The 26,550-nt window shown below is 57.2% G+C and carries 19 protein-coding genes; 8 read left to right on the top strand and 11 right to left on the bottom strand.

From position 1 onward, the window contains the following. From VF639_RS16245 to VF639_RS16225, 5 genes are all read right to left on the bottom strand, one after another. The coding region (locus VF639_RS16245) for a hypothetical protein (RefSeq protein WP_331146979.1) at positions 1-696 on the bottom strand (696 nt) is incomplete at its 3' end. A gap of 23 nt (positions 697-719) precedes the next feature. Continuing rightward, positions 720-899, bottom strand: a complete 180-nt coding sequence (locus tag VF639_RS16240; RefSeq protein WP_331146978.1) for a hypothetical protein — start codon at positions 897-899, stop codon at positions 720-722. After that, a complete protein-coding gene (locus VF639_RS16235) occupies positions 892-1,881 on the bottom strand; it encodes a hypothetical protein (RefSeq protein WP_331146977.1) in 990 nt (329 codons plus the stop codon). Before VF639_RS16235 ends, VF639_RS16240 begins: the two co-directional genes overlap by 8 nt. Before the next feature lie 390 nt (positions 1,882-2,271). Then, positions 2,272-2,970: a spheroidene monooxygenase gene (locus tag VF639_RS16230; RefSeq protein WP_331146976.1), complete on the bottom strand. Its 699-nt coding sequence runs from the start codon at positions 2,968-2,970 to the stop codon at positions 2,272-2,274. A gap of 334 nt (positions 2,971-3,304) precedes the next feature. After that, complete coding sequence (locus tag VF639_RS16225) at positions 3,305-3,811, bottom strand: pyridoxamine 5'-phosphate oxidase family protein (protein ID WP_331146975.1); 507 nt, start codon at positions 3,809-3,811, stop codon at positions 3,305-3,307. A gap of 169 nt (positions 3,812-3,980) precedes the next feature. Here VF639_RS16225 and VF639_RS16220 point away from each other — a divergent pair, with 169 nt between their 5' ends. After that, positions 3,981-4,595: an acyl carrier protein phosphodiesterase gene (locus tag VF639_RS16220; RefSeq protein WP_331146974.1), complete on the top strand. Its 615-nt coding sequence runs from the start codon at positions 3,981-3,983 to the stop codon at positions 4,593-4,595. Between the two features lie 706 nt (positions 4,596-5,301). Here VF639_RS16220 and VF639_RS16215 read toward each other — a convergent pair. Both VF639_RS16215 and VF639_RS16210 read right to left on the bottom strand, forming a co-directional pair. Continuing rightward, positions 5,302-5,562 carry a hypothetical protein gene (locus VF639_RS16215; RefSeq protein ID WP_331146973.1) on the bottom strand — a complete coding sequence of 87 codons (261 nt, stop codon included), beginning with the start codon at positions 5,560-5,562 and terminating at the stop codon, positions 5,302-5,304. Between the two features lie 146 nt (positions 5,563-5,708). Then, a complete protein-coding gene (locus tag VF639_RS16210; protein ID WP_331146972.1) occupies positions 5,709-6,227 on the bottom strand; it encodes an FKBP-type peptidyl-prolyl cis-trans isomerase in 519 nt (172 codons plus the stop codon). Positions 6,228-6,444: 217 nt separating this feature from the next. On the opposite strand from VF639_RS16210, the gene VF639_RS16205 reads away from it, so the two are divergent. The 3 genes from VF639_RS16205 (at position 6,445) to VF639_RS16195 (ending at position 10,374) form a co-directional block, all read left to right on the top strand. Continuing rightward, positions 6,445-7,584 (top strand): SMP-30/gluconolactonase/LRE family protein, encoded by a 1,140-nt coding sequence (locus tag VF639_RS16205; RefSeq protein ID WP_331146971.1) that lies wholly within the window; start codon positions 6,445-6,447, stop codon positions 7,582-7,584. 309 nt (positions 7,585-7,893) lie between these two features. Then, the gene (locus VF639_RS16200; RefSeq protein WP_331146970.1) at positions 7,894-9,435 is read left to right on the top strand and encodes an ArnT family glycosyltransferase; all 1,542 of its coding nucleotides are present in this window, start codon (positions 7,894-7,896) and stop codon (positions 9,433-9,435) included. Between the two features lie 126 nt (positions 9,436-9,561). Beyond that, on the top strand, positions 9,562-10,374 hold the full coding sequence (locus tag VF639_RS16195; RefSeq protein ID WP_331146969.1) for an alpha/beta fold hydrolase: 813 nt from the start codon (positions 9,562-9,564) through the stop codon (positions 10,372-10,374). Positions 10,375-10,594: 220 nt separating this feature from the next. Here the strand turns inward: VF639_RS16195 and VF639_RS16190 are convergent, their stop codons facing one another. The 4 genes from VF639_RS16190 to VF639_RS16175 all read right to left on the bottom strand — a co-directional run bounded on the left by VF639_RS16190 (position 10,595) and on the right by VF639_RS16175 (position 18,274). Next, positions 10,595-12,589, bottom strand: coding sequence for an AAA domain-containing protein (locus VF639_RS16190; RefSeq protein WP_331146968.1), 1,995 nt, complete (start codon positions 12,587-12,589; stop codon positions 10,595-10,597). A gap of 65 nt (positions 12,590-12,654) precedes the next feature. Continuing rightward, a complete protein-coding gene (locus VF639_RS16185) occupies positions 12,655-13,197 on the bottom strand; it encodes a hypothetical protein (RefSeq protein WP_331146967.1) in 543 nt (180 codons plus the stop codon). 589 nt (positions 13,198-13,786) lie between these two features. Further along, positions 13,787-16,633, bottom strand: a complete 2,847-nt coding sequence (locus VF639_RS16180) for a glycosyl hydrolase (protein WP_331146966.1) — start codon at positions 16,631-16,633, stop codon at positions 13,787-13,789. 546 nt (positions 16,634-17,179) lie between these two features. Beyond that, a complete protein-coding gene (locus VF639_RS16175) occupies positions 17,180-18,274 on the bottom strand; it encodes a glycoside hydrolase family 43 protein (protein WP_331146965.1) in 1,095 nt (364 codons plus the stop codon). 503 nt (positions 18,275-18,777) lie between these two features. Here VF639_RS16175 and VF639_RS16170 point away from each other — a divergent pair. The 4 genes from VF639_RS16170 (at position 18,778) to VF639_RS16155 (ending at position 26,512) form a co-directional block, all read left to right on the top strand. After that, complete coding sequence (locus VF639_RS16170; RefSeq protein ID WP_331146964.1) at positions 18,778-21,915, top strand: SusC/RagA family TonB-linked outer membrane protein; 3,138 nt, start codon at positions 18,778-18,780, stop codon at positions 21,913-21,915. A 39-nt stretch (positions 21,916-21,954) separates the two neighbouring features. Then, positions 21,955-23,565 (top strand): RagB/SusD family nutrient uptake outer membrane protein, encoded by a 1,611-nt coding sequence (locus VF639_RS16165; RefSeq protein ID WP_331146963.1) that lies wholly within the window; start codon positions 21,955-21,957, stop codon positions 23,563-23,565. Between the two features lie 132 nt (positions 23,566-23,697). Beyond that, positions 23,698-24,762 carry a glycoside hydrolase family 43 protein gene (locus VF639_RS16160; RefSeq protein ID WP_331146962.1) on the top strand — a complete coding sequence of 355 codons (1,065 nt, stop codon included), beginning with the start codon at positions 23,698-23,700 and terminating at the stop codon, positions 24,760-24,762. Positions 24,763-24,895: 133 nt separating this feature from the next. After that, complete coding sequence (locus VF639_RS16155; RefSeq protein WP_331146961.1) at positions 24,896-26,512, top strand: family 43 glycosylhydrolase; 1,617 nt, start codon at positions 24,896-24,898, stop codon at positions 26,510-26,512. Positions 26,513-26,550: the final 38 nt, after the last annotated feature.

Here is a 26,550-nt window from a genome sequence, read left to right as displayed (position 1 = left end):
AGTGGTTTCGTCGGGGTTGACTTTGAGGCCGTTGTCGGCGCACCATTTCAGGGCAATGTTCTGGTCACCGTCGCGCAGGTAGCAGGCAATGGTTTTGCCCACGGCCAGCTTGGGGTTGTCGAGCCACTCTTTCGGGCCCATTAGCTTGTCTTCCCCGAACGATTTACCCACCGAATAGGGGATGATCTGAAGCTGCGTGCCGGCTTTTTTGAGCTGTTCCTGCACGGCCGAGAAGCCGGGCAGTCCGTCGCCCATGATGCTCACTAGCAGGCCGGGCGTGCTGGGATTGGCGTCGAGGTCGGCGGCGTTTTTCACCAGGTCGGCCTGCATTTTTGCCACGTCGTCCTGGCGCACAATCTGGAGGTCGAGGCCGTTGGCGGCCATGGCCGAACCCTGGGTGGTGCGGGGGCCGCCGTTGGCCAGCATACCCGCCATTTGCGAGTTCCAGGCCATTACTTCCCACGTGATGGGCGTGCCTTTCTCGGCGGGTGTGGTGCCGGGCAGGGCAGCCAGGGGCACCGCCACGTTGGCCCGGTTGCCGTTGCCGGCGGCGGTGGGCAACTCAATGGAGTTGAGCAATACCGACTGCGTGTCAGCTTTCTTGAACACGGCACCGCTGGAAACCAGCTTGTTGATTCCGAAGTACAGGCCCACTACCAAGAGTAGGCCGATTACGATTTTACCGCGAGTAGTCATTGTATTGTGGAGAAACTAGAGAGTTAGAATTGAGGAAGGGTAGGCCGCCACGCTGCTACGGGGGCTACTTTAGGTGCCGTAGCAAAGGCAGGCCGGGTATGAGACGCCGAGGTAGGCGCGGGGCGCAGCTGGCTGAGGGGTGCCGCGGGGAAGAGCGCATTCAGACCCGCTAGCACCAGCGTCATCAGCAAAAAGCTAGTCAAGCAGGCTAGAATAGGCATCATTAGAGGCGTTGCGGATTTGGGTGGAGGACTGTTGTGCTTGGGGCTTTTCGTCCATGATGGCGCTGAACTCGCCTTTTTGGTACATGCCGAGCAGGCGCTGGCCTTTCTCGCTCATCACGCCGTTCTGGATGTCCATTTCCTTCACGAACTCCTGCGAGTAGCGCATGGCCTGCTTGATCTGGCCGAGCTGCGCGGCCATGTCCTGGGCTACCCGGTCGGTGGCGAGGTCGAAGAAGTACTTCTTGTCGGGGTCGCCGCGCAGGATGTTCATGGCGGCCCGCATGCCGGAGCTGGTGCGCTTCACCAGCGCGTATTCGTCTTTCAGCAGGCCTACTTTGAACTTGCTGTTGTCGATTTGGCGCAGGGCGGCTTTCAGGATCTGGCGCATTACCAGGCTCACGTTGGCCGTGGTGGTGAGCATGGGCGTCAGGCGCTGGTTGTAGTCCTGGAGCTGGGCGGCACGGGAGGCATAGCTTTCGGCGGCGTCCTTTTCGCCCTGCCGGGTGGCCGAAGCGGCTAGGGCCAGGTACTCCTGCATCTGGTTCTGGTTGTCGGTCAGCTTGCGCTTTACCAGCTCGTGCGCCCCTTCGATGTGGCCCACCTCGCCCTCCATGTTGCGGGCTTCCTTCTCGGTGTTGCGGATGTAGCTTTCCATGATGCCGATGGGGTCGGTATCAACGAAGATGCCCGCCGCCGTGCGGAAAATGCGCTGCCCGGCGTACCAAAGCCCCGTTTTGATCTGCTTGTTGGTAACCAGCAGAAACAGGACGAACAGCACCCCAAGCCCAATACCAAGTTTCACGGTGTCGAACACGATATCAACGAGGTAGGGCACGATGATGCCCCAACTGTACACGCCGGCCCCCACAAGGCCAGCCAGAAAGACCCACCCCGCCACTTTTTCGGGCTGCTGCCACTTCGGCAAGTTGGTAGGTTGATCGGTAGGAAGTAGCGTGTTCATCGGTGAAAAAGGTGAATTGGTTAGGTGAAAAAAGTCCGTGAGGTACCGCCTTCATCAAAGGCGATGCGGACCAGAATCCAAGACCAATGCCGATTCCAGAGATTTAAATTTATTTTACTTTATATAATTGATAATCAGAGCATAGAAATAAATAAAGCCTTGAGATGCGGCATCTGAAGGCTATTATAACCCTACCAAAACGGTAGGGTGGTTTCCGGAATGGATGGGTGGAGAGTAGTAATTTTGCAATACTACGGCGATGTAGGGACGCGACACTTGGCTATGCCGACCTTCGGTGCGCGTCTCTCGTTGCTGACGTTGTTAAGGCTGAGTACCTCCGGTTGTTCAACGACGAGACGCCAAGTGTCGCGTCTCTACAGCTTAAAGCGGTTACGCTTCCAGCGGATTCTTGCCGTCCAATGTACCCTCGCTACGCAGCACTTGGAACCGGGCAAAAAGCTCCTCGCCGTACCAGTTTTCCTGGCGCGTAAGCTTGATGACTTCACGATGGGTAGCGTCGCGGTAGGCGTACTGCTGCATCTTTTGGGCGGATTCCCACACGCTAAAGGTGGCTTGACGGATGATGGGCAGTTCGCCTAGGCCAATGGCTACGCGCACACCGTCGGCGCGAGCCAAGGCGGCGCTGGTGGGCTCCACATACTGCCAGAAGCGCCACGTTTTCTGCCACCGGATAGAGGCGCGGGTGAGTACGGCGACGGGTGCGTCGTCGGGTACGGTAGTTTCCGGCGTGGGGTAGTCAAAGGGCTTTACGCCGTCCCAAAGGCCGTGCGATTTTAGGGGCGCCAGGTCCAGCGTCCAGGTTTCAACACTGCGCTGGCGGTACTCTTGCCAGAGTGGGTGTTCGGCAAAGAAAGCGGCGGCGGTTTCGGGTGAGTCCCATACGGCTACGAAGCCGTAGCGGTGCAAATTGGGCCAGAGCCCGAACCCGTTGGCAGCGCCGCTGCCGGCCAGCTTGAAAAAGCGCAAGCCCGGCACCTTTTGTAACTGCGGCGGCGAGGTGCCCATTTGCGCCAGTCCCCACCGTTTCTGGTTGGGTTGGAGAGTAAATAAAGTAACAGTAGTAAGCAAGTACAGCAGCTTTAATCTAGCTTCTTCAGGGATGAGTAGCTAGTGCGAAGTAGTGAGTAGCAAGATGTTAGCTGACATTCCAAACAGATAATCGCACGAGAAGCTGTTCAGAGTCTGCGGCTCGTCCTAATCCTATCAACTAGTAGCACACCAAGCTTTAAAACAACAAATAAGGGGCGGAATTGCTTCCGCCCCTTCGTAGATAGCTCAGAAAGACACTTAGGTTGTTTGGGTTGCTGGCACAAAACGCTGCTTTGTCGCTCACCCCGCCGGCTCGATAATGCGAATCGCGTGTGAGGCGCAAAGCAGCGCTTCGCGGCGTAATGAGGATGGACTAGAGTTTTACCTGGGTGTGCTCGTCGCCGGTGGGCTGGTACCGTTCGCCGGTCGCCACGGCTTTCACGTACCCGAAGGCGCGTACCAGGAGGTTGCTGGGCTGGTCCCAATACTCGCCGCGCACGATATCGATGCGGAGCAGGGCAATATTCGGGTCTTCGGGGCCTTTGGGGAACCACGCTTTCAGGCCTTCCGACCAATACTTTTTGATGAGTTCGGAGTTGGTGGTAACCGTTGCGGTGCCAGAAATGGACACGTAGAGGTTATCGTTGGGCTTGGAATAGCCTAGGTTTACGTGCTGGTCTTGCCGAACTTCGTAGATCTTGGCGGAGTCCTTCTCGGTGTAGAACCACAGCGTACCGTCGTTTTGCGGCTCCTGTGTGTACATAGGACGGCTGTGGAGGGTGCCATCTTGCTCGGCAGTAGTCAGCATGGCAATCTTGATGTCCTTGATGCGCTTGATCAGCTCAGTTACATCGTGACTAACGGCAACTTGCTCGGCCATAATTTCAGGGTTTTGGTAGTGTAGGTTGGAGCTAAGGAATACGGCTCTACCGTGCGAAGGTTATTTTGCGGGTTGCTGATTGTTGGTAGTTGATTGCTAGTAGTAACAGTAAACAGCCAGCATATACCCCACGATTAACAATCAACCTTCAACAATCAACCACCAGCCCATGAACTTTCTGGCCCATCTGCTGCTCTCCGGTTCACCCGCTGCTCCCGACTACGCCGACGTAGTAGTCGGCAACTTTGCCGCCGAAGCCGTGCGCGGTCGGGCTGCTCTGGAAGCCTATGCGCCCGCCGTGCAGCGCGGCATCCGCTTACACCGCTTCATCGATTCATTCACCGATGCCCATCCGCTTGTGCGTCGTACCACGGCCCGTCTGCGCGCTGCTGGCCTCGGCAAATGGGCCGGCGTCGTCTCCGATGTTGGTTTCGACCACCTGCTGGCCCGCGATTTCGCTCACTATCATCAAGACGCCACTGAATCCTTACCCGCCTTTGCCCAACGCCACTACGCTTTACTCCACGCCCGCCGCGAGGAGCTACCAGAGCGCCTGCAGCACATGCTTCACTACATGCGCCGCGACGATTGGCTCAGCGGCTACGCCCACCCGGAAGGCCTGGAACGGGCTCTGCTAGGCCTGAGCCGCCGTGTGCCCGCTGGCGCCGTGCTGGCTATGGGCGCCGCGGCATTTCTGGAGGAGCTGCCCGCATACGAGGCGGATTTCCGGGAGTTTTGGCCGGAGCTACGGGCGGCGGTGGGGAGTAGTATAGCGGTTTGGTGAACAGTATGGCCGCTTGTAGCGACGCATCGTTGCGTCTACATCGTCCGCGCCGCCTGCTCACCGCTTGTTCAACGAGGAGACGCAAAGATACGTTGCTACAGCAACGGATGCATCGTTCACGAAACTGCTATATAGCGGTTTCACGAACGGTGTACCGGCCGTTCCGCTGTTCGCCTCACCTCCCGGCCCCCTTTCCGAAAAGGAGAGGGAGTGCCTAACGTACACCGTTCACGAAACCGCTACAAGTTAAACTTTTAGGTATTTTCTTTTTTGAAAAATATGATTGTAAAATATATAATAGCTAATCAGAAACGGTAGTATCAATATGAACGAAACTATCCAAGTTTGATAAAATCGTAAGTTATTTACGCCTCCATATAAAATGTTCATAAATAATGGACTAATCAAATTAGCACCATGTTCCCGAACGCCAGCCAAACACACAGAAAGAAAATAAGTGAGTATTATCCAGACATGAAAAGAAAATATAATTTCTTCGTTCTTGGCATACCGAGAGAACATTAATATAGGAAAGAACAAATACGATATAATAACAAAGGCAGGGCCAGCGAGAAATATTGTGAAGAAAAAAGCATATAAATTTATACAAAGCTACTGAAGGTTGTTTGGGCTGCGCTTGACTTAGTTCCACTATTGCGGCTCCGTGTACCTCGGTTACTTCGCAGCCGAAGTGTTTAATTCAGGATTATCTATCCAGCTTGCCAAGTTTTTCCAGAATCAAGCTCAGCTTTCCATTTACTTCTTCCTGATTGCTTTGCATTTGCGCTTTCATCTCTGCCTGCTCCTGCAGCACAAAGCCAAGTGTGTCGCTGTGCTGGCCGGCTATAGTAAGCACCTGATTCAGCAGGCCCGTGTGCTGCTTGAGTTGGGCGGTGTGGCGGTCCAAGACCGTTAGGGCTTCGGACAGCAGGGGTTCGAGTTGGTTGAGACGGTCGTCGGGTATCATTGCAGGCGGGGTGGATTTCAAGTGCGGAAGACGAATATCCAACTTATTTGGCTATTTGCAGTGGGTGTGAAAGGCAAATACGGGAACAGGCAAACAAAAAACGGGGCCTAATGGCCCCGTTTCACTGCTCGCAACTTCAATGAAACCTAGTGGTCTTCGTGGCCGCCTTCGCCGTGCACGTGGCCGTGGTCCAGCTCTTCCTGGGTGGCTTCGCGCACCTCGGCTACTTTGCCGTCGAAGTGCATGACCATGCCGGCCAGGGGGTGGTTGAAATCCATTTTCACGCTGTCGGCGCCGATTTCTACCACTTTGCCTTGCATGTGGTGGCCCTGGTTGTCGGCCATGGGCAGGAAGTTGCCGACTTGCAGCATCTCCTGGTCTACCTGGCCATCGATTTCGAATACGTTTTTGGGGATGTCGACTACGGCTTGATCATCGTACTCGCCGTACGCTTGCTCGGGGGTGAGCGAGAAAGTGAACGAGTCGCCGGCTTGCTTGCCATCGAGCTGGCGCTCAAACTCCTCGGGCAGGCCGCTTTGGCCGAACAGGAACACCATGGGCGCATCCGCTTCGGCCGATTCGACGAGCACTTTTTCCTGGTTGTCGTCGGTCACGCTCAGGTCGTAGGTGATGGTGACGACTTTGTTTTCGCTGATTTGAGCCATACTGCAGGGGACGGGTGAGTCCTGGTGTGGTTGGAAAATGGGATTCGGGCGGCTAGTTACGGAAATGAACGGTAATTCTAGCCTCCACAGAGTGATACTCGAACCTAAACGAATGGGTTGTGAGATGTAAAATTTTGGCATCTATTATCAAGCTTATCAGTAGTCCGTTAAGCTTACTATTGAAATCGTTCTACTCCGTAGTCTGCCTCACCTTCTTATGAAAACCAACTTCTTCCCGCTGCTGCTCAGCGGCGCCCTACTGGCTGCCTGCCAGTCCAAGACCAACACCGAAACGCCAACGACCCCCGAACTACCCGCCCTGCCCGGCGACTCTACCACCGCGCCTGCCGCCACCGATACCATCGCCAAAGTCGGGAGCCCCAAGCTGCTACATACCCTCGACGACGCCCACAACACCCCCGACGGCCTGGCGCTGGCGCCCAACGGCAGCCTTATTCTATCCGTGCCCAACCTGGCCGATAATTCCAAGCCGGCGGTGCTCATGGAAATGACCGATACCAGCCTCAAGCCCTACCTAAGCAACTTGCCCGTAGAGCCCACCACCAAGAAAGCCGCCCCCATGGACCTGGCCTTCGGACCCGATGGCAACCTCTATTACGCCGAAAACCAGTACGAAAACAGCAAAGATTTCAAATCCCGGCTGATGCGCGTGCGGGTGACCAACGGCAAGCCCGGCGCCGTAGAAACGGTGGTCGATAACTTCGCCCTAGCCAACGCGGTGGTTTGGAAAGGCAATAAAATCTACGTGACGGACAGCCAGTGGGACCTGCCCGACAACGACAAAGGCAGCGCCGTGCTAGCCTTCACGTTGGCCGAACTCAACAAGGGAGTGGTACACCTGAAGCCCAAAACCATGGACCCGCACGTGCTGGCCACTTTCACCACTCAAGTCAACGAAACCGGCGTCGATAACGGCGCCGACGGCCTCGACTACGATAGTAAGGGCAACTTCTACACCGGCTCGTTCGGCGACGGTACGTTCTATAAAATGACCATGAAGCCCGATGGCACCCTCGCCAAAAAAGAGGCCTTAACGCTCACCGGCAAGAAAATTCCCTGTATCGACGGCTTGGTCATCGACCGCAAAACCAATAAGGTGTACGTCTGCAACTCGCGCGAAAACGCCATCAACGTCATCAACCTGGCAGACAACTCCGTCACGACCTTAGCGCAAAACGGCGACACCGACGGCACCGACGGCCTCCTCGATCAGCCGGCCGAAGTGCTCCTCAAAGGCAACCGCCTCTACGTCTCCGATTTCGACAAGCCGGAAAAGAACTTCGTCAACAAGAAGTCCGACGCGCCGCACACCATGTCGGTGATTGAGGTGCTGTAGTAATTGGGCTCGGTAGCCTTCCATCGTTCTTCCCTAAGTCGCCTTCTTTTCAATCACCTGCTAAAGTGGGGGTTGAGAAGAAGGCGACTTCCTTTACAGGCGGCCGACGTAGCTGCTACACAGAAGTTCGACCAGTAAAAAATGATGAGGTAGAGCAGCATCATTTAAGTTCAACTAGGACCGCACAGGCTATTGAGTAACATTTGTGCTAAGTAAACAGCGGGGTCGCGCGAGTTACGGGCGTACTTGCTTTCGTTTGCTGACCTCGTAGAGCGCAGTGCAGAATTGCTGATTTATAGAGCTAGTTACATGTTCTCAACTGATACCCGGCAGCACACGCTGCAGCCAATTGAAACGCAGCCCGGACGATGGCAGCCCTACCTGATTGCAATCGGCTTGCTGCCCTTGTTGTACATGATGCTGGTACACAAAGTGGGTTCTTCGCCTATTCTTATTTGGGATGAAGGGCGCTTGGCCGTTAATGCCGCCGAAATGGAGCAAAACGGTAATTGGCTGGTGACGTACTTCGACGGTAAGCCGGATATGTGGAACACCAAGCCCCCTTTGCTGATTTGGCTGGAGGTGTTGTCGTTGCGCTTGCTTGGCTACTCCGAAACCGCGTTTCGGCTGCCTACGATGATAGCCTCAGTTCTTACAACTGCGCTGATATACTTCTTCTCGTATCGGCAGTTGAAAAACTTGTGGGGAGCCGTTTTTGCCGTTCTGATACTAGTTACGGCAACCGGCTACAACGATTTGCACACCGCCCGCACCGGCGACTATGATACCTTGCTCACGCTTTGGGTGACCATTGCGGCCCTCGCTTTCTTCCGCTACCTGGAACGACAACGGCCCATGGATTTCGTTTGGACGGCCGTTGCGCTTGTGCTAGCCACCCTGACTAAAGGCATTGCCGGCCTGTTCTGGCCACCCGCCTTTTTGCTTTATGCCATCTACCGGCGGCGCCTGCTGTGGCTGTTGCGGCGGCCCGAGGTTTATATAGGCGCCGTAGCGGCCGTAGCCGTTGTGCTGGGCTACTACTTCGCCCGTGAGCAGTACAATCCGGGCTACCTGGCGGCCGTGTCGCAAAACGAGCTGGGTGGGCGGTTGCTTACTACGCTGGAAGACCATTGGCACCCCTGGCATTGGTATCTTAAGAGCATGTATGACGGCGAGTTTATGCCGTGGCTGCTGCTATTCCCGCTGAGCTTCCTGGTTATCTGGCGCTTTTCTGTTAGTGCCGTCCAGCGGAATTTCACCGTGTTTGCAGGGTTGGTTGTGATTCTGCATTTCGTACTTATATCTAGTTCCAGCACCATGCTGGAGTGGTACGACATGCCCCTGTATCCATTGGCTGCTATGCTTATTGGACTGAGCCTAGGGCAGCTACTCGACGCTATGCTTGCCTGGCAGTACAAGCAGGGTGGGGTGCAAGCGGCCGCGTTTGTGGCCGTTTTCTTTACGATGGGGCTGTTTACCGTGCCTGTCGTGCGGATGTATCAGCGGATTAGCGAGTTGTTTGAAGGACGGCGTGAGGATTATACCCTCGGGTACGGATTTCAGCTCAAGGCCATGGCTGCGCAGAAACCCGAGCTCACCACCTACACGTTGTTTGCGAACACCGATTACAACGCTTCTATGATGTATTACCGCCTGGCCGCCCAGGCCAAGTACAAGCATACAGTTGCCTTGAAAGAAGCTCAGCAAATCGCGGAGTTGAAAGCGGGCGATGTTGTGGTGCTCTGCGGTAGAGAGGATATAAATGCCATCAACAAAAGATTCCACACGTCCACTCTGGTAAAGGAGCCGGAAAGCACGTGCACAACAGTATTGCTGCAACAGCCGCGCTAGCTTACCCTAGATGCTAGCAGCCCTCCACTAGTAATCAACCCGACTTGCAGGCCGCTAGCAACTGACCTACTCCGCACCTTGTAAGATTAACTTCACCGGGAAGTTTGCGCTTGGAGGAAACGACAAATGACCGACTGGAACACCGCCGTCTGCGAAGCAAACGGAATTGCCATCCACTACACCAGAACCGGAGGCAACAAACCGCCTTTGATTCTGCTCCATGGCTTGATGATGAATGGCCTGTGCTGGTCAGGTTTGGCCCGGATGCTGGAGAACGACTACGACGTCATCATGCCCGATGCCCGGGGACATGGCCAGTCGAGCGTACCGGACTATGGCTACCGCTACGAAGACCAGGCAAACGATATTGCCGGGTTAATCAAGGTCCTGCGGCTTCCGCCGCCCTTGCTGCTCGGGCATTCCATGGGCGGGATGACGGCGGCCGTGGTAGCAAGTCGTAAACCCAATCTACTTCGTGGCCTACTCTTGGCCGACCCAACCTTTCTGAGTTCAAAAGTTCAGCGCGAGGTTCAGGATAGTAACGTGGCTGATCAGCATCGAAAAGTGCTTACAATGTCCTTGGATGAAGTAGTGGCCGACGCGCGGATCAGACATCCTAACCGGTCAGCAGAAACCCTGGAGCTTTTCGCTCGGGCCCGCCTTCAAACGAGCATGAATGCGTTTGATGTGCTCACACCACCAAACCCCGATTATAAGCAGGTAGTGAGCGAGATTGATATTCCAAGCCTTCTCTTATTTGCTGATAAAGGCATTGTTTCCGCAGGGGTTGCAGAAGAGTTGCAGCGTCTTAATCCTGTATTGCAAGCGAAACAAATCCGGCAAGCTGGCCACGCGCTCCACGTAGACCAGCCAGAACGCTTTGCGGCAGTCGTCAAATCCTTCTTACGTTCACTTCTTGGAACCGGCATCAAGTTATAAACGCAACGGAATGGAAGTTCCTTGGGCGATTAATGAGGCTGTTTAACTTGAATGTGGTCGAAGAACTTGAACCTCGCTGTTGCTACCGAACCAGAATTTTTTTACGCTCAGCGCTTAATCCGCATTTCAGGGTGATTGCCATAAAAAAGGCCCGCTAGATACCTAAAGGGCCTTTTCATGCGGGTTTTCGTTGCTCTGAAGAACCAGGAAGCTACTTCACTTACTGCAGCTCCCAAGCTGTGCGGTACGCCCCAATGCTTTCCGTATAGTCCAGAAACGCCTTGTAGAACGGGTGCGAGCCGAGCGTGGACGAGTCGCCGACGATGAGGAGCTTCTTGCGGGCGCGGGTCATGCCCACGTTCATGCGGCGGATGTCGCTCAGGAAGCCGATGTCGCCCTGGGCGTTGCTGCGGGTGAGGCTGATGGCAATTATGTCGCGCTCCTGGCCCTGAAACGAATCGACGGTGCCGACGCTCAGCATCCGGTGCTCCATGAGGCCAGCCAGCTCGTCGTTGTCTTCTACTGCGTCTTTCAAATAGTTGATTTGGGCGCGGTAGGGGGCAATAACCCCAATGGTTAGTAGGTCCTCGGTGTGGTCGGCGGCGTCGTAGGGCTCCAGAAGTTGCGCCAGGCGCTTGAGCAGCAGGTCGGCTTCTTCGGGGTTGGCAATGGAGCGGCTTTCAGCAATACCGAGTTCCTGGAAGCCAAAGCCGGCGGTATCCAGAAACTCCACGGCTTGGTCGGGGGCGAAGCGGATGTCGTAGTCGGGTAGGTCGGCGTGGGCCACGGTGGGGGCGGCTTGCAGCTTGCCATCGTAGAACTGCTCGGAGCTGAATTCCATGATCTGCTCGTGCATGCGGTACTGCACTTGCAGCATGCGGGCCGTTTCGGGCTGGCGCCGGATGCACTTCTCGAACAGCGTTTCGCGCAGGGCGCCGGCTTTCTCGCTCTTAACGGTGGGCGGCAGCTGCTGGTGGTCGCCGGCCAGCACCACGCGGTTGCCTTTGGTTATCGGAATCCAGCAGCCCGGCTCCAGGGCTTGGGCGGCTTCGTCGATGAAAATGGTTTCGTAGGAAAGGTGGCGGATGGCGCGGTTGGAGGCGCCTACCAGCGTGCAGGTAATCACCTGCACCTTGTCGAGCAGGTCTTCGGTGATGTAGCGCTCCAGGTTGTCGGAATCCTGTAGCAACAGGTGGGCCTGCTCCTTGAGCTGGCGGCGTTCCTCCCGCTCTTCCCACCCGAAGTGGCGCTTGAACTTGCTGGCCGCTTCGCGATATTGCTCGGCGGTCTGGCGCATACTTTTCAGCTCGGGGTAGCTTTTGTGCTCCATAATCTGGGCGTCGAGCGTGTGGTGCAGCAATAGGTCCGACACCCGCGAAGGGTTGCCCATCCGAATCACGTTCACGCCGCGCTCGGCCAGCTTTTCGGTCAGCAAATCCACGGCCGTGTTGCTCGGGGCGCACACCAGCACCCGCCGCTCCCGCCGAATGGTTTCCAGAATGGCCTGTACCAGCGTGGTGGTTTTGCCGGTGCCGGGCGGACCATGAATAATAGCCACGTCCTTGGCCGCCAGCACGTGCCGCACGGCCGCTAGCTGCGATTCATTGAGTGGGCTAGGGTAGTAGAGCGTGGCCTCATTTTCGGGGCGAAACTGCGCGGGTTTAGCCCCAAGCAGCACATTGCGCAGCTCGGCCAGGCGGCCGTCGAAGGCCCCCATCACCTTGCCCAAGGCGTACTCCATCTCGCGGTAGCTCACCTCGTCGAAGGTCAGGTCGATGCCGAGCTTGCCTTCTTCCACCCAATCGGGGAGGTCTTCTTTGGTGGTAGCGAGCAGGATTTTGTTGCGCTTGACGGCCGTAATCACGCCATTGAGCGTGGGCCGGTCCGAGCCGGAACGGCCGGGGATGTTGCCAAACAAGGCCGCATTCTTGCCCACCTGAAACAGGTGCAGGCCCTTTTGCGAAGCCGGCCGTTCCAACTCAATTACCAGCTTGCCGCCGAAGCCAATGTCTTCCTTGGTGATGGTGACGGGGTACCAAGTCAGGCCGCGCTGCTGGCGCTCGGCAATACTGGCCTTGGCATTCTTCATTTTGAATTGCTCGAGGTCCTCCTGCTGTTCCAGCTTCATGAGGGCCTGCACCTTACGCAATTCTTTCTCTATGGCGTAAGGGTCGGTATAAGTAGGTTGTTCAGTCAACAGAGTGGTCGTATGCATTCGTTGGTAACAACGAAAACGGCGAATTGGTGGCCGAAGGTCGGAGAGTTTTTTGGAATACGACTTTAGTTATAGCTCACCAACTGCGTATGATACTGCCGCACTTTTCCATCGGGTCCGAAGAACAGCAGGTAGCGCACAGTTTGATTGAACACAGATAGAATATCATGTAGTGCCGCGCCGCCTTCATGGTTTACACTTACTTCGGCGAGCAGCACATCCTTGTGCAGGCAAGAAAACAGAATCACTACGCAGCCTTTTTCTGTAGCTGAGGCAACCGTAAGATTCGCTGTGAGAGGAGAGTAGAAAGGTTTGTGCCAAGTCTTGGTATCAACAGCAGCCAAAGAGTCCCGGAGTTGATTTTCTTTCTTCGGGCCCTGATAGTTCCAGTGTTTGCCTAGCTCCACTGTAAACAGGCTTTGGTCCTCGAAAACGATGCTATCAAATACAGCAACGCCGCGCTGATTTTCGCGGAATTTCTTGAACTCTGAGCTGGCCAGCACGGAGCGGTACGCCTCCTGATAACATTGCGCCAGGCGCATTGGTCTTGCCTGAGCATAGGCCGATAGCGACCAAAGCAGTGCGGTGAGAATGGAGAGTGTTTTCATAATTACACAAGCCTTGTAAAAAAGCTGGCGGCGTCTCGTCGTTGCTGACGTTGTTTATATAGAAATGCGGTTCCGGTTGTTCAACGACGAGACGCCAAGTGTGGCGTCTCTACAGTGTTCTGCTAGTAACTGAAAATAAGCTTTTTATTCTCAGGAAGTCAAACCCCACTTAGAGCCTGTTCAACTAGGCCGTTGTGCTCTGTCTGGCATCCGCTTGCCGAAGCATCTCGCTTCAATGGTTGGTACAGAAGGTTACCACACTAACGAGATGCTTCGACTGCGGCTGCGCCACATGCTCAGCATGACGACCTATTTGGATACCCACGTACGGCTGCGGCGTATTGTGCCTATAGCGTGCAGGGCTTGCGTTGTCCAGGAAAGCCGGTCGATGCAGAGCTGCCGCGCTTTAATGCCGGGATTTCAGGTGTGGCAGATCAATTCAAATTCCCTTTGTGACGGGTGCAAAGTACATTCAAAACTGATTTTGATAGGCTATGCGTTACTCCGTAGGAATGCCACCAAACAAACGAGGTGGCTACCGTCAACGGTAGCCACCTCGTTTAACATGTAATTGAAAATGCTTAGCTGCTTACTTGGCTAGCATCAGCCGGACTACTTCCACTTTGCCATTGAGTATCAAGTGGCAGGTGTACATGCCAGCAGCCAGGCCTTGGCCGTTTAGCGTAACCTCATGGGCTTCACCAGCTCCGGAGAACTGGTCGTAGAGCGTGGCTACCTTTTGTCCCATCACACTGTAAACGTATACCTGCGCCTTGCCCGACTCAAGGGTGCGGAAGCGTAAGGTAGTGCTGGTCGTGAAAGGGTTCGGATAAGCTTCTACTACCATCCCCGTGGCAGCCGCCGAGTGGTTAGCCAGGGCCGTGCGCGACGCGGCCGGAGCACACGTTCCGAGTTGGTCTTGGTGCGCCAGGTGGTTCTGCACACTAGCGGCGTTTATGCACAGCAAGTTGCCGTTGTGGCATACCAACACTTTGTTGCCTGCATTGCCTCCGTTGCCGCACTGCGCATCAATTACGTTGAGCGTCACGGTGGCGGTGGCCGAGCAGCCCTGTGCGTTGGTGGCCGTCAGCGTGTAGGTGTATGTACCGGCCTGGGTGGGCTGGAAAACCGGCGTGGCGCTATTGGCCCCACTCAAGCTGGGTCCGCCATTCACTGCGCTCCAGCTATAGGTGGTAGTCGTGGAGGCGCTGGCGTCGGAAGCGGTGAGCGTAAGTTGCTGCGCTCCGTAGCCTAGATAAACGGTTTGGGCGTTGCCCCCGGTGTTGGTTTGATCGGTACGGCTGACGGCAATGCGCGGAGCAGGGGTAATGCCCGTAGCGCCCACGGCCAGGGTCTGCTGAGCTTCTGTGCCCGCCGCGTCTTTCACAAACACGGTGTAGGTACCCGGCGCCAGGTTAGTGAACGTGTAAGGCGAAGCTTGCTGGCTATACGTACCCGCGGCGCCCAATTTCACTTGATAAGTTGAGGTTCCGCCGCCGAATGTGGCCGTAATGCTGCCATCGGCGTTGCCCGAGCACTTGGCATCCTGCTTAGCCGCAGTCAGCGTCAGCGGACCGAACAAAGCGCGCCAGTTGGGCAGCTCGTCGCGGGTGATGACGTCCCGGTCGTTGTACACGCGCTGGAGCAAGGGCAGCGGCTGGCCTCGGATATAGTCGGCACCCGACCACAGCGTAAACCACGACCACCAGGTAGCATATGCCCGCACCTTGTCGGGGTCCGGCAGATTGCCGCTTTCGGTAAGGGCTACCAGTTTTTTGCCGTCGTGCTGGGCCTGTAGCTTGTTCCAGTCGCTGCTCATCGTGGCCGAAGGCTGCAAATACAAGTCAGAGCCACTGATATCAACGTACGCATCGCCGGGGTACCAGTCGGCACCTGCGTCCTGCGTGCCCGCATATACCCAAATCAGGTTGTGCAGCTGATGGTAGTTGGTAAGCCGGTCATGCATGAGGCGCCAGAGGGCTTTGTAAGAATCGGGGCCCTTGGCTCCCCACCAGAACCAGCCACCTTGCGCTTCGTGCAGAGGGCGCCAGAGCACTGGTACGTTGGCCGCCTGAAACTTCTTCAGCTCCACGGCAATGGCATCGATGTCGCGCAGCAGCAATTGATACTTGCTGCCGGCTGGGTCGGCCAGCACGGTAGTCAGATCAAAGGTAGTACCCGTGGTATAGAAGCCCCTCCACCACAAGTTGTCTCCGCTGTTGATCAGGTCTGTGGGCGCATTCCAGTGCCACATCAAACTTACAATGCCCCGGCCTTGGTCTTTCTGGGCCCACGCCAGGTACTGCTCGCTGTAGCCCGTAGGGTTGGAGCCGTAGAGCCGGCGCGAGGGAGAGTACTCTATCAAATCGAAGCTGCCTAGGGCCGGCTCCTTGCTGGTGTTGTTGATGATGTACTGAATGTCGGCCAGCCGATCTTCTGCGCCAGCGTGCTGTCCAGACAGGGTTTTGGTGCCGTAAAGGCTGCGTAGGTACCCAAACAAGGCCTGCGTGGCCGGGGTGGCTTGGGCATCGGTGAGCGTAGCGGGCACCGGCGCGGGTAGGGCAACGGAGGTAGGCGTCAGCTCGATGTAGTCGATATTGTAGTAGCCCCAGCCTCGACCAACCACGACCGTGTTCAGGCCGTCTTTCAGATAAAAGACGCCTGCATCTGCTTTCTCAAACAGAGCACCATTCGCGATGAGTACACCCGAACCGGTTTCGTTGTTCACCGTCAGGTCGTAGCCTTTGTTGCCGTAGGGAGAGTTGTAGCCCAGCCCGAGCTTGTACAAGCCAGCCGTGGCCTGGAAAGTGATGCTTACGTTGTCTGGGGCGGCATCAAAGCCGGTTACGTAACCAGTGCCCGAAAAAGCACCTGCGGGCGTATTGCCCACTGTTACGCCCGTGAGGACTCCTAACTCCGCCTCGGCCCGGCCGTTAACCAGGGGCACGATGGGGGCCGGGGCCGCACTCACCGGCGTGAGAATAATGTAGTCGATGCCGTAGTAGCCCCAGCCAGCGCCGATTTGCACGGTGTTCTGGCCCGCAGCTAGCGTAAACCGACCCCCGCTGGTTGAACCGAAGGTGTTGCCGGTACTGGCAAACATGGCCGACGAGGTAACACCGTTTACGACGAGATTGTAACCCTTTTCGCCGTAAGGTGATGTGTAGCGAATCAGCAGGTCGTATTCGCCCGCCGGAGCCTGGAAAGTGAAGGCAACATTATCGGTAGCATCCACAAAATCCCAGGCGTAGCCCGTGCCTGCGTAGTTCGGAATGGTGTTGCCGACAACTACTCCGTTGAGCGTGGCGCTTTCTGCTTCCAGCTGAATGGGAGTGTTGGCCTGTGCGTAGCCTGGCACCAGCAGTACCAACAGCAAGCAAAACCAGTGTAGCCCTGCGGCCCAGCTTTTGCTGTGGCGTAGATAGAGTTTTTTCATAGAACGGTAGTGGATTTTAATGAAGAGAAGAACAGCTTGTGGTGGAAGATTTTGAATCGGAAAGCAGACGTGAAATCGATTGCATGGGGGGGAAGTTAAGTAGCTAAAACGATTCAGCAAAACGAAACGGACCTAGCACGACTAGGTTATTGCCAAGTATGCTTGGTATTATTCTACTGGGTTAAAGGTCTAATCCTATATAATTATAGTGTGCACCAAATGTGTGAGCATAGAGTTTATATAAAATGTTCAATTAACAGTTGTTAGTACACAATTTTGGCATGTGCACAACGTGGCCGAATTGCCATCCGAAACAGCGCCGAATCTATCAAGGGGCGTTCAGCGCTTGCTTGTTCTGAAGCTCCAGTAGCTCTGGCAACTTCCTTTCGCTGCCCAAGTACATCCTGGAGCATAAAAGCGAATAAGCAGAGTGGCAAAGCTGAACTGTTAGTCAACTCTGCCACTCTGCTTATCATGAATAAAGACCTCACTCGGCTCTGGTGGTAGAGTAGCCTGGTGAGCTGGCGTACTCCCTCTGCTAACTACTCATGGCCGCGGCTGCGGCGTGTAGGTTGGGCCCACGGCGCGAGGGCCTTGCGCCGTCCACTCCAGCCGGTCGATACAGAGTTGACGCTCTTTCATGCCCGTGTTCCAGGCGTGGTAGACCAGGAACTCGGTTTTGCCGTTGGGGGCCATGATGTGGGAGTGGTGGCCGGGGCCGCGCACTTTGCCGGGTACCTGATGCAGCACCCGCGCGCCGTTTTCGGCGCCGGCATCGGAGTAAGGGCCGAGGATGGAATCGGCCACGCAGTAGTCGACGCCGTACCGGTCGGTCAGGAAATTGGCGCCGCTGTAGAAGCAGTAGTACTTGCCTTCGTGGCGGCGCAGGAAGGGACCTTCCAGGGTGTGCCACTCGGCAAAAGTGCGGTTGTCATAGAGCGGCATAGTGCGGTTCTTCTCGAATACCGTCCAGGGGTGGCGGGCCCGCATGACGGTGCGACTCTCGCCGGCCAGGCGGGTCATGCCGAGCAGCTTGTCTACCGCCAGACCGGTGCCGGGGCGGTAGCCATTGTCGGTATCGGTGAAGTCGCGGGCGTAGAAGAGGTACCACTGGCCGTCGGTGTCGCGGTAGGGGTGGGCGTCGATGGTGAACTTGCTTTCGGGTACGTCGAGTAAGGCGGCCATTTCGTAGGGGCCCGCGGGGCTTTTGCTGGTGGCCACGTGCAGGCGGTGGCCGACGGTGGCCGCAATGGCGCCGCCTCCCATGGAGTAGTACATGTAGAACGTACCCTCGTGGAAGACCACCTCGGGGGCCCAAAAGTCGGCGCCCTCCGCGCCGGGTGGTGGCACCAGGGCACCACCCACGGGCTTCCAGTCCACGAGGTTCGGCGAGGTAAGCACCGTGAAGATGCGGTTGTCGGGGCTGGTGCGGTCTTGGCCGGTGGTGCCGAAAGCATAGTACGTGCCTTCGTGCGCTAACACAAACGGATCGGGGAAGGAATGGGGGTACACCGGGTTGGTGTAGGTGCCCTGTTTAGTGGATTCAAGAGTGCAGGCTTCCAAGACGAGAGGCAGTGAGACTAAACTTAGAGCGGTGGTACGCAGAAACAACCGGCGGGAGGCAAACAATCTCTGGCTCATGGGAAGTGCAGTGAGTGGTTGGGCAAATAAACAGGGTAACTGATGTGGTACCATAGCCACAACTACAAAGAATCTTCGCTGCCTGAAATAACCTGTAAAAGTGCAAATGCAAAGGTTTGCATTTTAGTTGATATTTATAAATGTGAAATATCGAATAATGATAGCTAGGGCTAGTTCGCGTAAAAGGCTACCTAATGAGCTGGCGTGCTGTAGCGTTGAAGGCGAGACTCCTTGAGTTTTTTAGCTGTTATTCTACATTTATATGCTAATAAACGCTGTGAAAGCACAATAAATAAATAGAATACTACTACATTGGCCGCATCTTGATGCTCCTCTTTCAGTAGCTCGACAGTAGAAGGTGTAGTTGGCAGGAAGGCAAGTAAGAAGCTCAGGAATTGACCTTTTCCATTTTAAGCTCTCATGATATGTGCTGAAATGAGGTAAGCCCCAATCGTTTGCGGATAAGTGCCTTTTTCTTTTTTTAAATCAATCCCCAAATTCCCATGAAGTGCCCTGTACCTAAACCTCAACATTATGCTTTGCCGGTTCTGCTTAGCTGCCTGCCCCTGGCAGTAGGAGCCGCCCCTGCGCTAGGCGCCGAACTTCCAGGCAGTGCCCCTGCAACCATTGTCAACCCCGACATAACCGTAACAGGCCGGGTAACCGACGAAAAAGGGGAGGGTATTCCCGGCGTAAACGTGCTGGTAAGAGGCACCTCCAACGGTGCCCAAACCGATATAGAGGGTCGCTATACCCTCTCCGGCGTACCCGATAACGCGACACTGGTATTCTCTTACGTGGGCTACACGGCCAAAGAAGTGCCAGTAAGCGGCCGCACCACCATCGACACGCCGCTGGCTCCCGATACCAAAGCCCTGAACGAAGTAGTGGTAGTGGGCTACCTCACCCAAGAGCGCCAAAACGTAACCGGCGCGGTATCGTCGGTGACGGCGCAGGAAGTACGCCGGGCGCCGGTGGCTAGCGTAGGTGAAGCCATCCAGGGCCGCCTGCCGGGCGTGACGGTAACCAACTCCGGCCAGCCGGGGCAGGCGCCCAACATCAACATCCGGGGCCTTGGCACGGTAGCCAGCGGCAGTGGCCCGCTCTACGTTATCGACGGGCTGTGGGTGCAAAACCAAAGCGGCCAGCGCGACTTCAACCCTGCCGACGTAGAATCGGTGCAGGTGCTCAAGGACGCGGCGTCGCTGGCGCCGTACGGCGCCTCCGGGGCCAACGGGGTGATTATTATCACCACCAAGAAAGGCAAGGCGGGTATCCCGAGCGTAAGCTTTAGTGCCAACGGTGGGGTGCAAAACCTGGTGCGCCGCCTCGACCTCACCAACGCGCAGCAGTGGGCCACCATCAACAACCAAGCCTACGAAAACTCCGGGCAGACGCGCCAGCCGTTCGCGGCCAACATCCCGGCGGGCGTTGATACCGATTGGCAGGAAGAGTTTTTCAAGCAAGGCTCGATTCAGGATTACAACCTGGGTTTCTCGGGCGGCGGGCCCAACTCCACCTTCAACTTGTCGGGCGGCTACTTCAAGCAAAACGGCACGGTACAGGGGCCGAAGTTTGAGCGCTATACGTTCCGGGTGAACACCGGCTTCAACCGGGGCCGATTCCGCATCGGCGAAAACGCCCTGCTTTCGCGCGCCAACCAAACGCGGCTGAACGTGATACCGTTTTACGGGTCGCCGTTTTTCAACGTGGTACAGATGCTGCCCGTCAACACTGTACTCGACCCAACCGTGCCGGGCGGCTTCGGCATTGGCAACCCCAACGCCAATACGTTTGGCCTGAACCCCATTGCGGCCCAGGACCTGCTCAACGATACCGGCACCTCCAACCGCCTGCAAGGCAACGTATATGGGGAAGTGGACATTCTTAGCTTTCTGCGCTACCGCCTCAACCTAGCTACCGAATACCACGGCTTCCACGATCAGCAGCGGCGGAAATACGGCGTCTGGCGGCAAAACGACATCACCCAACTCTCGAACTTCGGCGACAGCCAAGGCAACGAGCTGTTTGGCATGGTGGAAAATACGCTCACTTTCGACAAGAGCTTCGGCCAGCACAACCTGACTGCCGTGGCAGGCTACAGCCGGCAGCGTTTCGAGCAGGAATTTACCCGCGGCGTTAACTTCGGCTACGGCAACGGCCCCACTTATTTCTGGGCCCTGGATGCCGGCAGCCAAACCCCGCAGGCCATTGGCTCGTCTTATGTGTGGTCGAAAGAATCGCTCTTCGGGCAGCTCACCTACGACTACGACCAGCGCTACCTCGTAACGGCCGCTTTCCGCCGCGACGGCTCGTCGCGCTTCGACCCGGACAACCGCTGGGGCAACTTCGGGGCCGCTTCGCTGGGCTGGCGCGTGTCGAAGGAAGCGTTTTTTGCGGACGTAACGGCCGTTTCCAACCTGAAGCTGCGGGCTTCTTACGGCCGCCTCGGCAACGACCAAATCAATGGGCTCTACGGGGGCTCGTACGTGTCGCAGGGCTTTCTGAATACCAATGCCAACTACGCCTTTGGCAATGGGGCGATACAAACCAACTACGCCAGCACGGGCATCCGGTGGGAAGACCGCCGCACCACCAACGTGGGTTTGGATGCCGGTTTCCTGGAAGACAAGCTGACGTTGTCGGCCGACTATTATGTGTCGCAGACCTTCAACGCGCTAATCAACCCCAACCTGCCCCAAACCCTCGGTAATGCCGGCGACAACCCGTTCCGCAACCTTGGTAAGCTGGAAAACAAGGGGTTTGAATTGCAGCTGGGCTACAACGAAACCAAGGACAAGTTCCGGTACGGCGCCACGGCCAACCTGACCACCATCAAGAACACGGTGCTCGACCTAGGCACTACCGGCGCGGAAGGCGCGGGTGCTCCTAACTTCTTCAACGGCGGCTACGGCAACAGCACCCGCACGGAGGTAGGCTACGAAATCGGCTCGTTCTACCTCTATCAGTTCGATGGCATCTACCAGACCGGCGAAACCAACATTCCTACCGACTTGCAGGCCGGCGACGTGCGCTACAAAGACACCAACGGCGACGGTCAAATCAGTGACCTGGACCGGGTGCACGTGGGTCGGGTGTTCCCGAAACTGCAGTACGGCCTCAACCTGAGCGCCGGCTACGGCGGCTTCGACCTGACGGCCTTCTTCCAGGGCGTGCAAGGCAACGACGTGCTGAACCTCACCAAGTACCTGCTCGACCGCACCAGCGACAACAGCAACTACCGGGCAGATTTCAGCCCCTGGACTCCCGACAATCCCTCGACCACCACGCCGCGCGCTATCAAGTCGGGCGGACCGGTGAGTGGCTTCGCGGCGGGCTACAATTCTCGGGTGAATACCACGCGCTGGCTGGAAAACGGCTCGTATCTGCGCCTGAAAAACGTGCAGATCGGCTATACGTTCCCCAAGACCATGCTGGAGCGCACGAAGTACATTGGCTCGCTCCGGGTATTTGCTACCGGCCAGAACGTGTTTACCGTGACCGACTACACCGGCTACGACCCCGAAACAGTGGGCAGCGGCACATTCGGTACGCTCAACAACAACCTGGCGCGGGGCATCGACGAAGGTTCGTACCCCAACCTGCGCTCGTTCACGCTGGGTATTCAGGCAGGATTCTAGGCCGCTTTTCCTCTCATCGAATCGAAATCTACTCCTGATATGAAATCCTCTTTTTTAATGCGGCTGGGTCTGGCAGGGACCTTGTTGCTAAGTGCCACGGCCTGCGAAAAAGATCTGCTCGACCAGCCCAATCCCAATCTGCCGCTGGTAGAATTGTCGTGGAAAACCAGCGACGATGCGGTGAAAGGCTCCACGGCCTGCTACGCGGGCTTGCAAGGGCTGGGCATGTACCGGCGCTGGCTGAATTTTGCCTTCGATTTGCGCGACGATACGGGCTTCAGCCAAAGCCCCTGGGGCGAGCTGGCCGACTTCACCAAGTTTGTGCAGTCCAACTACGATTTCGAAGTATCGAGCAACATCTGGCGCGACCATTACCGCACCATTTTCCGCTGCAACCAAGTGCTCGACCGGGTGCCTACCATTCAGGGCATGGACGCTACGCTGCAGAAGCGGGTTTTGGCCGAAGCTCGGTTTCTGCGGGCATTGTCGTACTTCAACCTGGTTTCGCTCTACGGCAAGGTGCCGCTGGTGCTGCAATATTCCACCGAGCTAAACCAGACCTTCCCGCAAGGCACGGAAGCGCAGGTGTGGGACCAGGTAATCAGCGACCTGCAAGCTGCGCAGCCCGATTTGCCGCTCCGATACACGGGCGCTGACGTCGGCCGGGCCACCAGGGGCGCCGCCACCACGCTGCTCGGCAAGGTCTACATGCAAAACAAGCGCTGGGCCGATGCGCAGGCGCAATTCGCGCAGGTAATCAACTCGGGCGTGTACACGATTGAGAACGTACCATTCACCAGCAACTTCCGCCACACCTCCGAAAACAACCCCGAGTCCATTTTCGAGGTGCAGTTCTCCGACGAGAAGAAAGGCGGCAATGATGCTGGTAACGGCCCCGATGCTACCTCGTCGCAGGGCGGGCAACGCTCACAATTCTGGGGCATTCCGGGTACACCGGAAAGAGGCGCGGTACCCGGAATTCCGGGGGCGGGCTTTGGCGATGGAGAGGTGCGGCCCTGGGTGGTGCGCGAGTTTCTGCAGGAGCCTGCCGCCAATGGGCAGCGCGACCCGCGCCTGGCCGCCACTGTGTTCTACAACCGCTTCGACCAAACGCAGTTCCCAACTACGCTGCCCGTTGATGCCGACACACTGGTGTACGGCACCGGTTTTGTGACCCGCTACAAGGCCGATGCCCGCAACCTGGGCCGTGTGTACTGGCGCAAATACGCCACCGATTACTACCGCACGTTCGAAGACTTCGACTCGCCCATCAACCAGCGCGTGCTGCGCTTTGCTGATGTGCTGCTCCAGCAAGCCGAAGCCCTCAACGAACAAGGACAGACGGCTGCTGCCGTTCCGCTCATCAACCGGGTGCGCCAGCGCGCCGGCTTAGCTGCTCTCACGGCCAATTTCACCCGCGAAAGCCTACGGATGCAGATCATGCACGAGCGCATCACGGAGCTGACTGGCGAGGGTGTGCGGTGGTTTGACTTGCAGCGCTGGGGTCTGGTCGACAATCAAGCGACTGTCGACCAGTTGAAGGCCCGGGACCCCGACTTCACCAATTTCCGGGTAGGCCGTTCGCGCCTGCTGCCGATCTTGCAGTCGGAGGTGGATTTGAACAAGCTCGCGCAGAACGAGAACTGGTAAGTTGTTTTCAACTTCTCTTTTCAACAGCCGCTCCGGCCCTGGTCGGGGCGGCTGTTCGTTTTGGCCGTATCCTGTTCAGCTCGTTGTTTAGCTTACTTTGTCGAACTTGTTTGCTCGCCTCTTCTCCCTGCCATGCATCCCATCCCGTTGTGCAATATCCTGTCCGCGACGTTGCTCGTTGGCCTGTTGTCGTGTACCAAAGAAACCACTCCCTCCGCTACTACGCCTACCGGGCCGGTAACGGAAGCTACTACCTACCGCAACCCGCTGCTGGCTTCCGGCCCCGACCCCTGGGTGATAGAGAAGGACGGTTTCTACTACTACATGCACACCACGGGCCGGGACCTTACGCTGTGGAAGACGGCCAAGATGTCGGAGCTGGCTTTTGCGCCGCGGAAGGTTATCTGGACGCCGCAGGCTACCGGCGCTACTGCCAAGGACATCTGGGCGCCGGAAATTCACTTTCTCGACGGCAAATGGTACGTGTACTTCACGGCCGGGCCGGGCAACTGCTGCGGCGGGCAGCGCCTGTGGGTGCTCGAAAATACCGCCGCCGACCCGACCACCGGCACCTGGGTGGAGAAAGGCCAGCTTGCGGTGCCGGGCCAGGATTTGTGGGCCATTGATGCCACTATTCTCGAGCAGAACGGCAAACGGTATCTGGTGTGGTCGGGGCAGGAAGCGGGTTCGGTGGAGCAGCGCATCTACATCTGCCAGATGAGCAACCCCTGGACCCTAACCGGTGCCCGCGCCCAACTCAGCCGCCCGGAGTTCAGCTGGGAAACCATCGGCGACCCCAAGGTGAACGAAGGCCCCGAGGTGCTCAAGCACGACGGCAAGACGTTTCTGGTATACTCGGCCAGCCATTGCGTCACCGACGACTACGCCCTGGGCTTGCTTGCCACTTCCAGCACCGCCGACCCCCTGGACCCCGCCGCCTGGACGAAGTCCCGCACGCCGGTATTTACCAAGAGTACCACCGACAACGTCTACGGGCCGGGCCACAACACCTTTTTCAAGTCGAAAAACGGGCAGGAAGACTGGATACTGTACCACGCCAACGCCGCACCCAACAAAGGTTGTGGCGACGCCCGCAGCCCGCGCATGCAGAAGTTTACTTGGAACGCCGACGGCACGCCTAACTTCGGCACACCCGTTCCCGTCGGCGTAGCCCTGCCCGAGCCCGCCGGCGAGTAGCACGTAGCCAGTTGCAGCTAGAAAGCTAGGAGTCCCTTTCCTTCTTTTAAGGAGGGGAACTCCTAGCTTTCTAGCCTCTAACTCCCAACTCCTGTCTCCCAATTCAACCCATCCACAAAATCATAGCCCCTTCATGGCCTTACATCCGAAGATTAACCTGCTGCTCGGCCTAACCCTGGGTGTGCTAGGCGCCTGCCAAGAAATTAAAACCACCGCCGTCAGCACACCTACTTCCAATACCGCCGAAACCAAAGCAGAGGCCGATGAGCCGGCTATTTCCATCGTGAATCCGGTGCTGGCCGGCGACTTTCCCGACCCCTCCATCACCAAAGTAGGCGACACGTATTGGGCCACAGCCACTTCTTCGAACTGGGGCCCGGTGTTTCCGCTGCTGAAGTCCACCAACCTTACCGATTGGGAGCTGGCGGGCCATGTGTTTCCCAACGAGCTGCCCACCTGGGCCGACTATTATTTCTGGGCTCCCGAAATCAGCCAGGAAGGCGACAAAACCTACATCTACTACACGGCCCACAAGAAAGGCGGCAACCTGGCCGTAGGCGTGGCCGTGGCCGACAACCCGGCCGGCCCGTACCGCGACCTGGGCCCGCTGGTAGGGCAGGAGGTCGGCTCGATTGACGGCTTCCCGATGCGCGACGAGAAAAACGAGCTGTACCTGATTTGGAAAGAAGACGGCAACAGCCGCAACCTGCCCACGCCCATCTGGGCGCAGCGCCTCAACGACGAGCATACGGCTTTGCTGGGCGAGAAGAAAGAGCTGTTTCGCAACACCGCCCCCTGGGAAGGCAGCCTCGTGGAAGGGGTATCCATGATCAAGCGCAACGAGTATTTCTACGCCTTTTATGCCGCCAATGGCTGCTGCGGACACACTTGCACCTATGGCATCGGCATTGCGCGGGCCAAAAACCTGCTTGGGCCCTGGGAGAAATACGAGAAGAACCCCGTCCTGACCAAGAACGACAAATGGGCTTGCCCGGGCCACGGCACCGTGTTCAACCGCGGCAACCGCTGGTACATGCTGCACCACGCCTACGACACCCGCAGCTTCGAGTTTGTGGGCCGCCAAGGCGTTATCAGCGAGTTCAAGTGGACGGCTGATGGCTGGCCGGATTTCACCAACGGCGGGTCCATCCCAACCAAACCCGCCCCCGTGGCTGAAATCCGCGACCTGACCGACGAGTTCAACGAAGCCACGCTGTTGCCGTCGTGGCAGTGGCCGGTAGAGGAGCGGCCCACCGTGGCCGTGCGCGGCGGTAAGCTGCAACTCACGGCCCGCCCGCAACACAGCGGCGCGGTCCTGGGCCAGTCCACCGCCACCGCCGATTACACCGCTACCACCACGCTGCTAAACCCGGCCATGCTGCCCGCTGGCACCGTAGCCGGCATTGCCGCCCACGGCGACCCGGAAAATACAATAGCCCTCACGGCTGGCGACGGCAAGCTGCAACTCTGGCAGCTGGAAAAAGGCAAGCAGAAAACCATAAGTGAAACCAAGCTGCCCACTGGCACAAGTCTCACTTTCCGTTTAAAGGCCGAAAAAGGCAACCAATTCCGCTTCGACTATAGCGCCGACAACGGCAAAACCTGGCAGGCCATGCCCGCCGCCGGGGCCGCGGCCATCAACGGCACCTACCTACCGCCCTGGGACCGGGGCGTACGCGTTGGCGTGCTGGCCCGCGGACCGGTAGCGGCTACCGCCACCTTCGAGCGGTTCGAACTCGACAGCCAATAAGGGCCCGCGGCTTGGCCTAGCTTCTTAACTCAAGTTGC

Source organism: Hymenobacter sp., from assembly GCF_036387835.1.
In the GTDB taxonomy this organism is placed as follows: Bacteria; Bacteroidota; Bacteroidia; order Cytophagales; family Hymenobacteraceae; genus Hymenobacter.
Note: the sequence above shows the minus strand (reverse complement) of the source record. Positions and strands in the feature narration are given on the sequence as shown.

Bases quoted from the DNA above. Each gene is read 5' to 3' on its own strand.
- VF639_RS16205 (WP_331146971.1), top strand. From the start codon at position 6,445: ATGAAAACCAACTTCTTCCCGCTGCTGCTCAGCGGCGCCCTACTGGCT.
- VF639_RS16170 (WP_331146964.1), top strand. From the start codon at position 18,778: ATGAAGTGCCCTGTACCTAAACCTCAACATTATGCTTTGCCGGTTCTG.
- VF639_RS16215 (WP_331146973.1), bottom strand. From the start codon at position 5,562: ATGATACCCGACGACCGTCTCAACCAACTCGAACCCCTGCTGTCCGAA.
- VF639_RS16160 (WP_331146962.1), top strand. From the start codon at position 23,698: ATGCATCCCATCCCGTTGTGCAATATCCTGTCCGCGACGTTGCTCGTT.
- VF639_RS16155 (WP_331146961.1), top strand. From the start codon at position 24,896: ATGGCCTTACATCCGAAGATTAACCTGCTGCTCGGCCTAACCCTGGGT.
- VF639_RS16165 (WP_331146963.1), top strand. From the start codon at position 21,955: ATGAAATCCTCTTTTTTAATGCGGCTGGGTCTGGCAGGGACCTTGTTG.
- VF639_RS16200 (WP_331146970.1), top strand. From the start codon at position 7,894: ATGTTCTCAACTGATACCCGGCAGCACACGCTGCAGCCAATTGAAACG.
- VF639_RS16235 (WP_331146977.1), bottom strand. From the start codon at position 1,881: ATGAACACGCTACTTCCTACCGATCAACCTACCAACTTGCCGAAGTGG.
- VF639_RS16175 (WP_331146965.1), bottom strand. From the start codon at position 18,274: ATGAGCCAGAGATTGTTTGCCTCCCGCCGGTTGTTTCTGCGTACCACC.
- VF639_RS16220 (WP_331146974.1), top strand. From the start codon at position 3,981: ATGAACTTTCTGGCCCATCTGCTGCTCTCCGGTTCACCCGCTGCTCCC.
- VF639_RS16195 (WP_331146969.1), top strand. From the start codon at position 9,562: ATGACCGACTGGAACACCGCCGTCTGCGAAGCAAACGGAATTGCCATC.
- VF639_RS16210 (WP_331146972.1), bottom strand. From the start codon at position 6,227: ATGGCTCAAATCAGCGAAAACAAAGTCGTCACCATCACCTACGACCTG.
- VF639_RS16180 (WP_331146966.1), bottom strand. From the start codon at position 16,633: ATGAAAAAACTCTATCTACGCCACAGCAAAAGCTGGGCCGCAGGGCTA.
- VF639_RS16190 (WP_331146968.1), bottom strand. From the start codon at position 12,589: ATGCATACGACCACTCTGTTGACTGAACAACCTACTTATACCGACCCT.
- VF639_RS16225 (WP_331146975.1), bottom strand. From the start codon at position 3,811: ATGGCCGAGCAAGTTGCCGTTAGTCACGATGTAACTGAGCTGATCAAG.
- VF639_RS16185 (WP_331146967.1), bottom strand. From the start codon at position 13,197: ATGAAAACACTCTCCATTCTCACCGCACTGCTTTGGTCGCTATCGGCC.